The 15,033-nt window shown below is 37.9% G+C and carries 13 protein-coding genes; 12 read left to right on the top strand and 1 reads right to left on the bottom strand.

Features of this window, described 5'->3' with window-relative positions:
• The 5 genes from PG766_RS07875 (at nucleotide 1) to PG766_RS17235 (ending at nucleotide 4,164) form a co-directional block, all read left to right on the top strand.
• Nucleotides 1-543, top strand: coding sequence for a flavodoxin family protein (locus PG766_RS07875; protein ID WP_118198810.1), 543 nt, complete (start codon nucleotides 1-3; stop codon nucleotides 541-543).
• 171 nt (nucleotides 544-714) lie between these two features.
• Nucleotides 715-1,005, top strand: coding sequence for a cyclophilin-like fold protein (locus PG766_RS07880; protein WP_243014394.1), 291 nt, complete (start codon nucleotides 715-717; stop codon nucleotides 1,003-1,005).
• A 314-nt stretch (nucleotides 1,006-1,319) separates the two neighbouring features.
• A complete protein-coding gene (locus PG766_RS07885) occupies nucleotides 1,320-2,162 on the top strand; it encodes a tyrosine-type recombinase/integrase (protein ID WP_118198812.1) in 843 nt (280 codons plus the stop codon).
• Nucleotides 2,163-2,164: 2 nt separating this feature from the next.
• On the top strand, nucleotides 2,165-3,340 hold the full coding sequence (locus PG766_RS07890; protein ID WP_330428608.1) for an IS91 family transposase: 1,176 nt from the start codon (nucleotides 2,165-2,167) through the stop codon (nucleotides 3,338-3,340).
• A 317-nt stretch (nucleotides 3,341-3,657) separates the two neighbouring features.
• Entirely contained in the window at nucleotides 3,658-4,164 is a 507-nt protein-coding gene (locus PG766_RS17235) for a hypothetical protein (RefSeq protein WP_182438603.1), read from the top strand.
• 385 nt (nucleotides 4,165-4,549) lie between these two features.
• Here PG766_RS17235 and PG766_RS07900 read toward each other — a convergent pair whose 3' ends face one another.
• Nucleotides 4,550-5,413 (bottom strand): AraC family transcriptional regulator, encoded by an 864-nt coding sequence (locus tag PG766_RS07900; RefSeq protein WP_055157435.1) that lies wholly within the window; start codon nucleotides 5,411-5,413, stop codon nucleotides 4,550-4,552.
• A gap of 200 nt (nucleotides 5,414-5,613) precedes the next feature.
• On the opposite strand from PG766_RS07900, the gene PG766_RS07905 reads away from it, so the two are divergent.
• The 7 genes from PG766_RS07905 to PG766_RS07935 all read left to right on the top strand — a co-directional run bounded on the left by PG766_RS07905 (nucleotide 5,614) and on the right by PG766_RS07935 (nucleotide 15,001).
• Nucleotides 5,614-8,652 (top strand): glycoside hydrolase family 2 TIM barrel-domain containing protein, encoded by a 3,039-nt coding sequence (locus PG766_RS07905; protein ID WP_118198814.1) that lies wholly within the window; start codon nucleotides 5,614-5,616, stop codon nucleotides 8,650-8,652.
• Nucleotides 8,653-8,821: 169 nt separating this feature from the next.
• A complete protein-coding gene (locus PG766_RS07910) occupies nucleotides 8,822-10,219 on the top strand; it encodes an MFS transporter (protein WP_055157439.1) in 1,398 nt (465 codons plus the stop codon).
• A 351-nt stretch (nucleotides 10,220-10,570) separates the two neighbouring features.
• The gene (locus tag PG766_RS07915; RefSeq protein WP_118198815.1) at nucleotides 10,571-11,371 is read left to right on the top strand and encodes a helix-turn-helix transcriptional regulator; all 801 of its coding nucleotides are present in this window, start codon (nucleotides 10,571-10,573) and stop codon (nucleotides 11,369-11,371) included.
• A 626-nt stretch (nucleotides 11,372-11,997) separates the two neighbouring features.
• Nucleotides 11,998-12,909 carry an ABC transporter ATP-binding protein gene (locus PG766_RS07920; protein ID WP_118198816.1) on the top strand — a complete coding sequence of 304 codons (912 nt, stop codon included), beginning with the start codon at nucleotides 11,998-12,000 and terminating at the stop codon, nucleotides 12,907-12,909.
• On the top strand, nucleotides 12,909-13,811 hold the full coding sequence (locus PG766_RS07925; protein ID WP_118198817.1) for an ABC transporter permease: 903 nt from the start codon (nucleotides 12,909-12,911) through the stop codon (nucleotides 13,809-13,811). Before PG766_RS07920 ends, PG766_RS07925 begins: the two co-directional genes overlap by 1 nt.
• A 137-nt stretch (nucleotides 13,812-13,948) precedes the next feature.
• Nucleotides 13,949-14,563, top strand: a complete 615-nt coding sequence (locus tag PG766_RS07930) for a TetR/AcrR family transcriptional regulator (RefSeq protein ID WP_118198818.1) — start codon at nucleotides 13,949-13,951, stop codon at nucleotides 14,561-14,563.
• A gap of 54 nt (nucleotides 14,564-14,617) precedes the next feature.
• The gene (locus PG766_RS07935) at nucleotides 14,618-15,001 is read left to right on the top strand and encodes a VOC family protein (protein ID WP_008372125.1); all 384 of its coding nucleotides are present in this window, start codon (nucleotides 14,618-14,620) and stop codon (nucleotides 14,999-15,001) included.
• Nucleotides 15,002-15,033 lie beyond the last annotated feature (32 nt).

Consider the following 15,033-nt stretch of genomic DNA (forward strand, 5'->3'; position numbering starts at 1 on the left):
ATGGCAAAAAAAGTATTGATCATATCGACAAGTCTTCGAGGAGGCAGCAATTCTGATATACTTGCAAATGAGTGTGCAAAGGGAGCAAAAGAAGCCGGGCATGATGTGGAACTTCTTTCTTTGAAAGGAAAAGATATAAAATATTGTATCGGTTGTCTATCCTGTCAGAGGAATGGGATGTGTGTACTGAAGGATGATGTTGCAGATATTATGGCAAAAGTAAAGGATGCGGAGGTCATTGTCTATGCAACACCAATTTATTACTATGAGATGTGTGGCCAGATGAAAACACTTCTTGATAGATTGAATCCTTTATATTCGACAGATTATTCATTCAGAGATATTTATATGATTGCAACTGCTGCTGAGAATGATGAAAGTGCATTTGAAAAAGCCTACAATGGTCTGCAAGGCTGGGTAGACTGTTTTGAAAAGGCTTCCTTGAAAGGCATGGTCGGTGGCGGTGGAATTGATGCTGCAAATATAGCTGCAAGCCATGCTGATGTGATGAAAAAAGCATATGAACTTGGAAAGAAATTATGAGTTTGAAAAGAGTACTGTTATTTAGTCTGTGTATATTAGTTTTATCTGGGCTTGTAGGATGTAGAGAAACAGAAATTACCGTCAAATCGGCGATGGATGATGAGAAAGAATACATGAAGTTATAATTTTAACGACACTGAAATCCCGGTTATATGGGAAGATAATCAGACTGTGCAAGAACTTATGGAAGAAGCAGGCAAAGGTGATATCGTAGTGCAGATGTCTATGTATAGTGACAATGAGCAGGTTGGTTCTCTGGGAAAAAGTTATACAAAAAAGGATGAGCAGATAACTACTCATAGCGGTGATATAGTTCTATACAGTGGAGACAAAATAGTAGTGTTTTATGGATCAAATTCATGGGCATATACCAGACTGGGGAAAATGAATATTCCAAAAGGTGATGTGACAGAACTTTTGTCAAATGGGGATATCACTTTGAAAATAGTAATTGCGAAATAGTGAGTAAATCAGAATGTTGTTTTCTATTGCAAGGAAATCGACAACTTCAAGTTGAACAAAATCGCTGCGCGATGGTCTGCCAAGGCTGTGGCGCAGCTTTCTTTTTCTCAATAATAAAATAGGCAATGGCAATTCTTACCAGTATTTGATATTGTAAAGTTACCACACAAAACAATTCAATACAGAAAGACACCACTGCCTATGAAAAGAATACCATTTGACCGCTTTTCTGACAAGTGGTTTTATTATGCTAATGCACCTCCATGTAAGCAGGTTTTTTCATTAACTACTGATTTTACATGGAGGATTTTATTATGTACGAAGAAATTTTTAATCAGATTCGATCTGCTGCAAATAAACGGAATCTCAAGGATTCCACGATTCATGCATACTGTACCAGTGTTGCTCATTTTTTGAACCACACAGCCAAGGATATAGATGCATTAACAACTGACGATGTTGATATATTCCTAACTGAAAAGAAACTTTCCGGGATTTCACCAGAAACATACAATCACTACCATTCAGGAATCCGCTTCTTTTACAAGAAAGTATTGAAGATGAATTGGGACGATGAGGACATACCTCGTATGAAAAGGGACAGGAAGTTACCGACAGTGCTTACAAAAGCAGAAATATCGGCTATTCTTGATGCTACGCCAAATCTGAAACACAAAGCTATGATTGCTACTATGTATTCAGGCGGACTACGTGTTTCAGAAGTCACACATCTTCATTATGATGATATTTCACGCAAGAACAAAACCATACACATCCGTGATGGGAAAAGTCGCTCTGATCGTTATACTTTGCTTGCAGACCGGACGCTCGAGATACTGACAGAATACTGGTTTCAATGTGGCAGACCAAGAGGGATTTTGTTCCCAAGTTCATGGACAGGGGATTATCTTACAAAAGATAGTGTCATTCAGTTTTTTCGTGAAAGTACCAAAAGAGCAGGCATTCAGAAACACGTCTCCACGCATTGTTTACGTCACAGCTTTGCAAGTCATCTGTTTGAATCCGGCTGTGATGTAAAATATATTCAAGCGCTTCTGGGACATCGTGATCCAAAATCAACAGAGGTTTATCTGCATGTAAGCAATAAAACTCTGCTTGGAATTAGGAGTCCATTTGATGAGATGGGCGGTGAATGATTATGGAGAAATCATGTACGATACAAGATGTATTTGAACGGTTTTATCCTTCTTATGAAAAGAGGAATAGCCCTCCTGCTCATCATAGAAAAACAGCTTATCATATCATGAACTGTAAAACAGGCGCTTTTGGTGTAAACATCAGTGTTTGTGAAGACTGCGGATGTATCAGCATTCATAATAACTCCTGCAGAAGCAGATGCTGTCCCATGTGCCAGGAGTTTCCGAAAGAGAAATGGATTGATGCACAAAAAGAGAATGTACTTGATGCACCTTATTATCATGTAGTATTCACAGTTCCTGATGAATTGAATTCCATCATTTACAGCAACCAGAAGCTGTTGTATGATGCACTGTATCATGCTGCCTCAGCAACCTTGAATGAATTGGCAAAAGACGCAAAATATCTAGGAGCTAATATAGGGTATATCTGTATTCTTCATACCTGGGGTTCTGCAATGAATTATCATCCGCATATTCATACCATTGTTCTTGGAGGTGGACTTGATGATGAAAACAACTGGAAAGATACAGGTGGAAAATTTTTTCTCCCATATGGTGTTATCTCAAAAGTGTTTCGTGGAAAATATATGGATGAGTTAAAAAGCCTGTGGAATGATTCTAAGCTTAAATTTCATGGTACAGCAGAGAAATATCAGAACAGCTATCATTTTAAAGAACTTTTTGATAAGTGTTATGAAAAGAACTGGGTCACTTACTGTAAAGAAACTTTCAATGGTGCACAGTCGGTTATCAATTATCTTGGAAAATATACCCACAGGATAGCAATCAGTAATCATCGAATCAAATCCATGACAGATACGACAGTTACATATGTAGTAAAAGACTATAAAAACGAAGGCTGCTGGAAAGAGAAAACAATTTCAGGAGAAGAATTCATCCGTCGATTCATGATGCATGTTCCTCCCAAACGATTTGTCAGAATCCGGCACTATGGTCTGCTATCATGTAGAAACAAGAGAAAAAAGATAACTCACTGCAGAAACCTGCTTGGATGTAAGAAATACATTTCTACATTAAAAAATCTAAATGCCGTAGAAATGATAAAGGTTTTGTATAATATCGATGTATGCAAATGTTCTTCTTGCGGAGGGAATATGGTATCACCCCGCAAAGATAAATACAGTTCTTCTTTTCGTGCACATATGAGATGTTAAAATCTACAATTGCATAGAATAAATGACTTCCGCATAGGAGGTTTGTTTGTCATGCCTGAAATTGATTTCTTGAAGAAAAAAACTTTTACCAAAACATCCGGTATGATAAACTTAAGGAAAAGAGCAACGATTGAATCCCCATAGCTATCGGCTAAAGGGACGCGACTTTGTTCACCAAGGTAAAATCGAAATTGATGTAAACGAAAGGGCAGTTTTTATCAGAACTCAAGGCTGCTTTTTCGTTTACACCAACTCCGATTGTTTCCTTAACAGTTTGTAGACTTCAAAAATATAATATGAAATGTGAGATAGAGCGTATGGAAATTAACTATACGTTCTATTTTTTTGCCTTTTTTGAAAAAGTGATTAAAAAACTATTGACATTTTGTTACTGGAAAGACTGTGAAGTCGATTTTGATTTCTGTTGGTGTCCGTCTGGCAGCGTTCAATCTGAAACAGATCGCCAATCTGACCTGTACGGACGAACTGGATCTGTACAGCATCGGAGAGAAGAAGGTCGCATTGTTCTGCTGTATCCCGGATGCGGATACCAGTATGAATTATCTGGTCGGCATGCACTGGTTGTTGCGAATAATACGATCTTTATCCGTAACCCACAGACCAATGTCCCATATAGCCCGGCACCTCTTACGGATCAGGATAAGATGCGGATTGACGGAGCATTGATGGGAAGAGGACTGTACTGTGAATTTGGATTTGAGCCGGTCAACTTAAATACCGGTAACTTCTACATGGATCAGTCCGATGCAACGATGAATGAGCTGAATGGGGAATTCTCCATTACAAGAAGCAAAGTGGGATGATAAATTGGGATTGTGCGCCCAGATAAGGGCGAATAGTCTAGCAGATGAAATGCCTGCCTGGTAAGGTCTAACCAACCGCCAGTATCGAGTCTTGGGTGCCTGTCAGTAATGGCAGTTGTTAAGCGTAGACAGCGAGAAAATAGAGAGTGTGATTGAGTCTCGAAATTTTGACATCTAGAAGGCTGACGCTTTAATTCCAGCGGAAAGCAACACAAATCAAATCGTCATGGTAAGAAATGGTTTATGAGTATATGTATTATTATTCGGTTGAGTTTGTAAAATAAGAATAGCAAAAAGAGAGAAGAGGATGCCATGGAATCGTTGATTTGATGATTCCGTGGCATCCTCTTTTGGAGGGGAAACTGGATTTATGATATTGTGGATTTTAGAACTTGTTTCTTATCTTTCGGTACTCTCTTGGGGAATATCCTTTCAGCTTGTGGAAAAGCCGACTGAAATAAAGCTGATTATCATACCCAACGATTTTAGAAATTTCATTGATGGAATAGGTTGTTGTTTCAAGTAACATCTGGGCATTGTTAATTCGGATTCCCACAATAAACTGCATTGGTGTAGAACCTGTGTATTTTTTGAAGTTTCGGATAAACCAGCTGACACTCATTCCACGTGAGGCAGCATAATCATCTATGCTAATATTCTGGTTATAATTTTCACTGAAAAAGGTAACTGCGTTATCCATCTCGTGATCCAGGTATTCATTTTTCGAGATATGTTCCCTGGTCAGTTCCCGATGAAAGATGATAAGAAGATGACGGAGCAGAAGGACAAGCATTTCCTCATAATTATCTTGGCAACGCTGAAGCTCGATGATAATACGCTTGAAAATCTGTTCGTATTCCATAGAGGTTCCGACCTGAAATACACGCTCTTTATCCGGGAATCCATATTGCCGTAGGATATTTTTTACATTGTTGCCTGTAAAATGAATCCAGTATACTTCTGTCTTATCTTTCCCATAATATTCATATTTCTGAAGTTCCTTCGGTCTGTACAGTACAATATTACCGGCGGGGACAATCGTTTCGGTATCCATATTGTCAAAATGAAAATGCCCACAACCAGCAGTGATATAGATAATCTGATAATCCAGGCGTCCCCTTGGACGGTAGGTTGGTAACTTTGGATGGCTGGAAAGGCGGTAAGTACCGCAACTTCCTACAACCAGTGGGCGACTTTTGTCTTTGAAATCCATATGGGAGTGGTTTAAATAACCGGTATTCATATACATATGGTAGCACCTCTTTTCCTTTTTTGTTATTGTATCATTTAGTGCATATTTTGTCTAATCCAATTCATAGACATGTTTTGCAGATTAGGATAAGATATATATAGCAAAACAGAGAAGAGTAAACATAAAAGTAAAAGACAAGGTTTGCTGTGGAAAAACAAAGTGCAAAAAAATGTATATGTATTAAAGGAGAGTTATTTATGATTGTACCACGTTATTATGAGGATTTAAGCGTACTGCATGAAAATACAATGCCAGCCAGAGCCTATTTTATTCCGGCATCCAAAAGAATGGATAACCTGGTGGAGCACAGGGAAGAGTCAGACCGAATGCAGTTATTGAACGGAACTTGGAAGTTTCAGTATTTTAACAGTATCTATGATGTTCAGGAACCTTTCTTTGAGAAAGATTATGATACAGAAAATTTTGATGAGATTCAGGTTCCGAGTGTATGGCAGATGGCAGGATATGACACACATCAGTATACAAACATCAGGTATCCGTTCCCATTTGATCCACCGTATGTACCACAGGATATTCCATGTGGAACATATGCACATACCTTTGTTTATCACAAAGATGAAAATGCACCAAAAGCTTTCTTGAATTTTGAAGGAGTAGACAGTTGCTTTTATGTATGGATCAATGGCTCTTATGTAGGGTATAGCCAGGTTTCTCATATGACCAGTGAGTTTGATATCACCGACCTCCTTCGGGACGGAGAGAACAGCATAGCGGTTCTGGTCATGAAGTGGTGTGATGGTTCCTATTTGGAAGATCAGGACAAATTCCGTATGAGTGGTATTTTCCGGGATGTGTACATTTTGAAACGCCCAAAACAGGCAATCAGTGATTATCATATTAAAACAAGAATTGAGGATATGCTTGCGAAAGTAGAAATTGAAATGAAATTCTACTCTCCGTTAAATGTAAAAATTTCGATTGAAGATAGAAACGGAGCAGTTGTAGCACTAGGAAGTATTGCTGAAGAAGGAACAGCTGTATTAGAAATCGCAAGTCCGGAACTTTGGAATACAGAAAATCCATATCTATATAAACTGATTCTTGAAACAGAGAATGAAGTAATTGTAGATCACATTGCATTAAGAAAGATAGAGATTAAAGACCAGGTTATTTATTTAAATGGACAGAAGATTAAATTCCGTGGTGTCAATCGACATGATTCTGATCCGGTTACTGGATTTACAATCAATCCGGAACAGATTACAACCGATCTTACGTTAATGAAGCAGCATAATTTTAATGCGATCCGTTCCAGCCACTATCCGAACGCACCATTTTTCTATGAAATGTGTGACAAGTATGGATTCATGGTAATAGATGAAGCAGATATTGAAGCTCATGGTCCATTTATGATCTACAGAAAAGAAGACACCGATTACAATCGGTTCAAACGATGGAATGAGAAGATTGCAGATGATCCGGTATGGGAAGAGGCAATCGTTGATCGAGTAAAACTCATGGTGGAACGTGACAAAAACCGTTTCTGTATTGTTATGTGGTCAATGGGAAATGAGAGTGCTTATGGCTGCAACTTTGAAAAAGCACTGGAATGGACAAAGAATTTTGATCCAGACCGTATCACACAATATGAGAGTGCAAGATATCGTAATTATGATGAAACATATGATTACAGCAATCTGGATGTGTACAGCCGGATGTACCCGGCGTTTTCCGAAATTCAGGAATATCTGGATAAAGATGGAAGCAAACCCTTTCTTTTGGTAGAGTACTGTCACAGTATGGGAAACGGACCTGGAGATTTTGAAGATTACTTCCAGATGATTCAGGATAATGATAAAATGTGTGGCGGTTTTGTCTGGGAATGGTGTGACCATGCGATTGCTCATGGAACTGCTGAGAATGGAAAGACTATATATGCTTATGGGGGCGACCATGGCGAAGAAATTCATGATGGCAACTTCTGTATGGATGGATTAGTATATCCGGACAGAACGGTACATACAGGACTTTTGGAATACAAGAATGTTTATCGCCCGGCAAGGGTTATTTCCTATGACAAAGAAAGCGGAGAACTGGTGCTTCATAACTACATGGATTTTGATAATCTGAAAGATTATGTGAAAATCAGCTATGAATTGACACAGGATGGACTTTTGATTGGGAAAGGAAAACTTGATGAAGTATCTGTGGTACCACATAGTGAAGGAAAAACAAACCTGCAGGTCAACGTTCCGGAAAATGGAAAATGTTATTTAAAACTTATTTACCACCTGAAAAAAGAAATGCCTCTGCTGGAAGAGGATTATATCCTTGGATTTGATGAGATCGAAGTAAGCCAGAAGGATGCCAAATGCCAGTTAGCAGAAAAATGGGTTGAAAAAACAGTGACGGATTCTGAATTACAGGTGAGTGAAGATGATACCCAGATTCATATCAAAGGCCGTGAATTCGCATATACAATCGACCGACGGACTGCACTTTTTACAGAGATGAAATTTGCAGGTCGGGAATATCTGAACCACCCGATGGAATTAAATATCTGGAGGGCACCAACAGATAATGATATGTACATCAAGTCTGAATGGAAGAAAGCCCATTATGATAAAGCTTATACAAGAGCTTACACGACAGAGGTCGTGCAGGGAAAGCATGGTGTGAAAATTATAAGCCATGCATCCGTTGTGGCAGAGACAGTACAGAAGATTCTTGATGTGACGATCACATGGAAAATAGAAGCTGCTGGAAAGATTGATGCAGATATTGCAGTAACAAAAGATGATGAATTTCCGGACCTGCCAAGATTTGGTGTGAGGATGTTCCTGGATAAAAAACTTTCAGCTGCACGATACTTTGGAATGGGACCACAGGAAAGCTATTGTGACAAACATCAGGCTGCGAGCCACGGCTTGTATCAGGCAAATGTAGATGATTTGCATGAGGATTATATTCGCCCACAGGAAAATGGAAGCCATTATGATTGTGAATATGTAGAGCTTAACAACAGCCGATATGGAATTGTGGTCTCTGCGGAAAATGCTTTCTCATTCAATGCTTCTTATTATACGCAGGAAGAACTTGAGGAGAAAACGCATAATTATGAACTGACAGAATCAGATAGTGTAGTATTTTGTGTTGACTATGCACTAAATGGCATTGGTTCTAACAGTTGTGGTCCAGTTGTATTGGAGCAGTACCGATTTGATGATGTATTATTCCGGTTCCAATTTACACTGATACCGTATATAAAGGGATAATAAAGTTTCATGTAACCCGTAAACAAGGAAAGAGAGTCTGATTGTTATGTAAAGTCCGGATATACAGAGCAATCAGACAAAAACAGAGAAAAAACTAGAATTAGACATCATACTCTGTTAGACATCTTGAAATTCTAAGTGCGATGAAGATGAGGAGCAAAGAAATTCGATGGAAGAAAAAAAGTATTTGAAGTGGTATAACAAAATTGGATATGGATCAGGCGATATTGCAGGTAATGTAGTCTATGCGTTCCTGACATCTTTTATGATGGTCTATTTGACGGACTCAGTAGGACTTGCTGCAGGTGTCGTAGGTACCCTGATTGCCGTATCAAAACTATTTGATGGTTTTACGGATATATTTTTTGGATCAATGATTGACAAAACACACAGTAAAATGGGAAAAGCGAAACCCTGGATGCTATATGGATATATTGGTTGTGCCATTACGCTGGTCTGCTGTTTTGCAGTACCAGTCAGCTTGGGAACAACGGCTAAATATGCATGGTTCTTTATCTCTTACACACTGTTAAATGGTGTGTTTTATACAGCAAACAATATTGCCTATTCAGCACTTACGTCACTGATTACAAAGAACAGCAAAGAGCGTGTGCAGATGGGATCTTACCGTTTTATTTTTGCGTTTTCAACAAGTCTTCTGATTCAGGCAATTACAGTTGGATTTGTAGATAAATGTGGTGGAGATGCTGCAGCATGGAGAACGGTTGCTATTATCTATGCAATCATTGGTCTGGTCGTAAATACGATTTCAGCACTTTCTGTTAAGGAACTTCCGGAGGAAGAACTTAATGAAGGAGAAGTAAAGAATGATAATGAAAAGTACGGAATGGTACAGGCATTCAAGCTTCTTGTTAAAAACAAATATTACATGATGATTTGTGGAACATATATTTTACAGCAGTTATATGGTGCCATGATTGGAGCTGGCATTTATTACATGACATGGGTACTGAAAAATAAGAATTTGTTTGGACAATTTGCATGGGCAGTAAATATTCCACTGATCATTGCCCTGATTTTCACACCGACATTAGTTGGTAAGTGGAAAGGTATGTATAAACTGAACTTAAGAGGTTATGTCTTAGCAGTCATCGGTAGAGCACTTGTTGTTGTTGCAGGATATATGGGCAGTGTTCCGCTGATGATGGCATTTACAGCTCTTGCAGCCTTAGGTCAGGGACCATGGCAGGGAGATATGAATGCAGTTATCGCATCCTGCTCTGAGTACACTTATCTTACACAGGGAAAGAGAATTGACGGAACGATGTACTCTTGTACTTCTCTTGGCGTAAAAATCGGTGGAGGTATTGGAACCGCTGTTGTTGGATGGCTGCTTGAGTTCAGTGGATATATCGGAACAAATGCAACTCAGCCGCAGTCTGCACTTGATATGATGCAGTTTATGTATCTTTGGCTTCCGTTAATCTTTGATGTATTGATTATGTTTGTACTTTCAAGAATGAATGTAGAAGATGCAAATAAAAAACTGAAAGCAGAAAAAGGAATTGCTACAGATGAAGTAACAGATGCATCAGACATAAATTAGAATTGACAGGAGAAAGCGTTGTCTGGTCGTTGCTCGATGAGACAGTGCTTTTTTCTATATATAAAGTGATTGAACTGTATTTTGAAAATAAAAAAGGACCACTTCATTTTTGTGAAATGGCCTTAAGAAAATATTCAGTTTTCACAAAATAGTCCTTTTAGTATTTATGCATGGTAAGGATGCTCAAAATATTCAGTGTAGAATACTAAAAGGTCATTCAGATATTTTTTTAGGTTGCTCATTTGCAATTCCTCCTTTCCTTATTTACAAGTTGATTATAAGATAGGTGTAAAAGGATTGCTTGCCAAATCGAAAGAAGATATAGACAAATGTTGCAAAGGGGAGTATTTCATGCAGTTAAAATATGTTGACACAAAAGAGGAGATCATAGCAATAAATAGGAAGTCAAAACATATTGAACCACATCTTCATAATGCACTGGAGATCGTTTGTGTAACAAGTGGAGCATTAGAACTTGGTGTCGGACAGGAACTATACCATATGGAAAAAGGAGATATAGGCTTTGTATTTCCAGATGTTATTCATCACTATCAGGTACTGATACCCGGTGTAAATAAAGCGACTTATCTGATTGCATCGCCATTTACGATAGCCAAATTTGCAGATATCATGCAATCCATGGCTCCTGAATATCCAATCATCAAAGCGGAAAAGGTTGAACCGGAGGTATATAGGGTTATAAATGCAATTTTAGAGACAGAACAGTCGGATATTACTGTTGCACAGGCATATCTTCAAATTGTGTTGGCACGTTGCATAGGAAAATTAAATTTGGTAGAAAAGAGTAATGTGGGGAGCAACGATCTTATTTACCAGACAGTTTCCTATATATCAGCAAATTTTAAGAAGAAATTTTCGCTGGAAGAGATGGCAAAAGATCTGGGGGTGAGCAAATATGTTTTATCCAGACTCTTTTCCAAAACATTCCATAGAAACTTTAATCAATATCTTAACGATGTAAGGCTGAACTATGCATGCCAGCGTTTGGAAAATACGAGTGATTCTATTACAAACATTTGTCTGGATAGTGGATTTGAAAGTCAGAGAACATTTAACCGAGTATTTAAAGAAAGATATAAAATATCACCGAGTGACTACCGGAGTACATGTCTGAAAGATATGTTGTCATAACATATAGATTAATAAATTCAATAAAAATCTGATTATCAGTCTGAAATAAGTATCTCTGGGTGGTATTTATAATATGGGGTAGTGGTTAATTATTATGTCATATGCTTCTAAATGTAATGTTTTGAGGGGAGACATGAGCAATAGGAGAAGTGGTATTTGCATCAATGGGTCCAGCAAAAAGAATTAAACAATAAGAATGAACAAAGTGTTGTAATCATCATACTGGTTGCAACACTTTTTTTCGACATTTTTTGAGAATTGTGGGATATCACATATCCGGTCACCGCCATGCTCCGATTTGATTTCTATACCAAAAATCAGATCGGATGAAAGATAATGGCTTATAACAAAACAAGTGAAGAACGAAAACGGCAAGCGAAAAAATTATATTTTTTATTCATATGATCCGATGATTTATGTTTCGGATGTTCATCCGATAGAAGATTATAAAAAGATTGACAAGTTACCAATTGGTTACTACAATATAAGTAACCGATTGGTAACTGCTAAGGGGCATGGACAATTTTTGCATTCATATTACTTTTTAATATATGGATTTTATTTTAAAAGATAAATCCAACATATGTTGCAGCATTTAAGGAAAAATGAAAATATAAGGAGAAGATATGGAATCAGATATCATTAAAATCAGCCACCTGAATAAAAGCTTTGGCGAAGTAAAAGCGGTAAATGATTTGAGCTTTCGTGTGAAAAAAGGAGAATTGTTTGCATTTCTAGGAGTAAACGGTGCAGGGAAAAGTACAACCATTTCTATTCTTTGTGGACTGCTGAAAAAAGACAGTGGAACGGTTCAGGTAAACGGAATAGAAACTGACAAAGCCGGCGCACAGACAAAAAGGATGCTTGGTGTTGTATTTCAGGATAGCGTACTTGATAAACCACTTACGGTGAAAGAGAACCTAATGAGCAGAGCTGCTTTGTACGGCATTACAGGGAATGCCTTTGATAAGAGATTACAGGAGCTGGTCGAGATTTTGGATTTTGACGAGTTTTTAAACAGACCTGTAGGTAAGCTGTCGGGAGGTCAGAGAAGGAGGAGTGATATTGCCCGTGCATTATTGCACAGACCGGAAATTTTGATTCTTGACGAGCCTACAACAGGGCTTGATCCACAGACAAGGCAATTAATCTGGAATGTTATCGAGAAGCTTCAGAAAAATGAAAATATGACAGTATTTCTAACCACCCATTATATGGAAGAGGCTGCTAATGCCGGGTATGTTGTGATTCTCGACAAAGGAAGTATCGCAGCGGAAGGTACACCGTTTGAACTTAAAAATGATTATGTACAGGATATAGTGTCTGTTTACGGTATTTCCGAAGATGAAATAAAGTCATTGAACAGAGAATATAAAAAAATACGTGACGGATATCAGATAAAAGTAAGAAATACGAAAGAAGCTACGGAGCTTATTGTAGAGCATCAGGACCTATTCAGGGATTATGAAGTAGTAAAAGGCGGAATGGATGATGTATTTCTTGCAGTCACAGGGAAAAAGCTAGGAGGTGAGCATTGATGAGAACAGTATTGGCATTGATGAACAGGAACAGGAAACTGTTTTTTAAAGATAAAGGGATGTTGTTTACATCAATGATTACCCCCGTCATTCTGATTGTTCTGTATGCTACGTTTCTTGCAAAAGTTTTCAGAGATTCTTTTACAGCAGCGATTCCGTATATGATCACGATTTCAGATAAGCTCATTAATGGAACCGTGGCAGCACAACTGACAGCATCACTTATGGCAGTAAGCTGTATTACTGTAACATTCTGCGTGAATCTGACTATGGTGCAGGACAAGGCAAATGGAACATGGAAGGATTTTAATGTTTCGCCGGTCAGCAAGGGAAAAATATATTTAGGATATTTTCTGTCAACAGTAGCTAATTCATTGATGGTCAATGCACTTGCGTTTGTATTATGTCTGGGATATCTGCTTAAAATGGGATGGTATCTGAATGTAGTAGATGTATTATGGGTTTTATTTGATATGATATTGCTCGTCCTGTTTGGAAGTACGCTTTCAAGTATCATTAGCTTTCCGTTGACAACACAGGGACAGCTTTCGGCTGTAGGTACAATTGTCAGCGCAGGATATGGTTTTATATGTGGTGCTTATATGCCGATTTCAAATTTTGGATCAGGTCTTCAGAAGGCACTGTCTTATCTCCCGAGTACATATGCCACTTCATTGATTAAGAATCATATGCTTCACGGAGTATTCATGGAGATGGAGAGAAAACATTATCCGGATGAAATGGTTGAAGCGATAAGAGCCACTCTTGATTGCAATCCGGTATTTCATGGAAATGTGGTAGGTGTAAATCAGATGATCGGTATTATGATGGGAAGTATAGCTGTATTCGGAATTATTTATTATTTTGTTACATTGCTGCCAGATGGTGAAGGCGGACGATAGAAAATATTATTTTCGGCAGATAGACAAAGCCTTTTTCATTTCACAAATCATTGATATGGAAAAAAACACTAATTTATAATTTACTTGACAAGTTACCAAAAGATAACTTAATAACAGATTTAAATTAGGAGATAGACATGGAAAGCAAAGAAAAGAACACAAAGGAAAAAATATTGGAAGAAGCTTTGAAGTTATTTGCACAGAGTGGATATATAGGAACATCCATGAATGATATTGCTTCAAAACTTGGAGTAACCAAGGCTGCATTGTATAAGCATTATAAAAGCAAGCAGGAGATATTGGACAGTATTATTGAAAAAATGAATGAATTGGATATTGAGAGAGTAAAGCAGTATGAAATGTCGGAGGGTGAGCTGGAAAAGGTTACAGCCGAGTATAAAGAAACGGCATTTGATAAGATTAAGCAGTTCACAAAGGTGCAGTTTCTTCATTGGACGGAGGAAGAATTTTCAAGCTGTTTTCGTAAGATGTTGGCATTGGAACAGTACAGGGAGCCACAGATGGCACAGCTATATCAGAATTATCTTGCAAGCGGACCATTAACTTATATGGAAGCTTTGTTTTCAGGAATGCTGGGCGATGAAGGAAAAGCCAGACAGACAGCACTTGATTTTTATGGACCTATTTTTTTGCTTTATAGCATATATGATGGAGAAGAAGACAAAAGTCAAGTGATAAAGTTACTGGAAGAGCATATGGATCATTTCTTACAGGAAATGCAGATAAGTTGAAAGGATGAAACGATTTGAACGATGAATCAGAGCATCAGGAATGGAGTAATAATCATGAGAATTGAACATGTTGCACTTTATGTAAATGATTTGGAAAATACAAAAAAATTCTTTATGAAATATTTGGGAGCAAAATCAAATGCTGGATATCATAATCAGAAAACAGGCTTTTATTCGTATTTTCTCACATTTGAGGATGGTGCACGTATTGAAATAATGAATTTACCGGAAATGGCTGATTTACCGAAGAAAATAGTTCGTACGGGATATTCACATATAGCTTTTAGCGTAGGAAGTATAGAAATAGTGGATGCGTTGACGGCAGAATTAAAAGCGGATGGTTATGAGGTTATCAGTGGACCACGGACTACGGGTGATGGATATTACGAAAGCTGCATTGTTGCGGTTGAAGATAATCAAATTGAGATTACAGTATAATTTGAAAATGCAGGTATTTGAAAGGACAAAAA

Origin of the sequence: Coprococcus sp. LG101-27 (assembly GCF_027695515.1) — a bacterium.
Taxonomy (GTDB): Bacteria; Bacillota; Clostridia; order Lachnospirales; family Lachnospiraceae; genus Allocoprococcus; species Allocoprococcus comes.

Coding starts and splice junctions, on each gene's coding strand:
- PG766_RS07915 (WP_118198815.1), top strand. CDS start 10,571: ATGCAGTTAAAATATGTTGACACAAAAGAGGAGATCATAGCAATAAAT.
- PG766_RS07925 (WP_118198817.1), top strand. CDS start 12,909: ATGAGAACAGTATTGGCATTGATGAACAGGAACAGGAAACTGTTTTTT.
- PG766_RS07905 (WP_118198814.1), top strand. CDS start 5,614: ATGATTGTACCACGTTATTATGAGGATTTAAGCGTACTGCATGAAAAT.
- PG766_RS07935 (WP_008372125.1), top strand. CDS start 14,618: ATGAGAATTGAACATGTTGCACTTTATGTAAATGATTTGGAAAATACA.
- PG766_RS17235 (WP_182438603.1), top strand. CDS start 3,658: ATGGAAATTAACTATACGTTCTATTTTTTTGCCTTTTTTGAAAAAGTG.
- PG766_RS07910 (WP_055157439.1), top strand. CDS start 8,822: ATGGAAGAAAAAAAGTATTTGAAGTGGTATAACAAAATTGGATATGGA.
- PG766_RS07885 (WP_118198812.1), top strand. CDS start 1,320: ATGTACGAAGAAATTTTTAATCAGATTCGATCTGCTGCAAATAAACGG.
- PG766_RS07890 (WP_330428608.1), top strand. CDS start 2,165: ATGGAGAAATCATGTACGATACAAGATGTATTTGAACGGTTTTATCCT.
- PG766_RS07930 (WP_118198818.1), top strand. CDS start 13,949: ATGGAAAGCAAAGAAAAGAACACAAAGGAAAAAATATTGGAAGAAGCT.
- PG766_RS07920 (WP_118198816.1), top strand. CDS start 11,998: ATGGAATCAGATATCATTAAAATCAGCCACCTGAATAAAAGCTTTGGC.
- PG766_RS07900 (WP_055157435.1), bottom strand. CDS start 5,413: ATGTATATGAATACCGGTTATTTAAACCACTCCCATATGGATTTCAAA.
- PG766_RS07875 (WP_118198810.1), top strand. CDS start 1: ATGGCAAAAAAAGTATTGATCATATCGACAAGTCTTCGAGGAGGCAGC.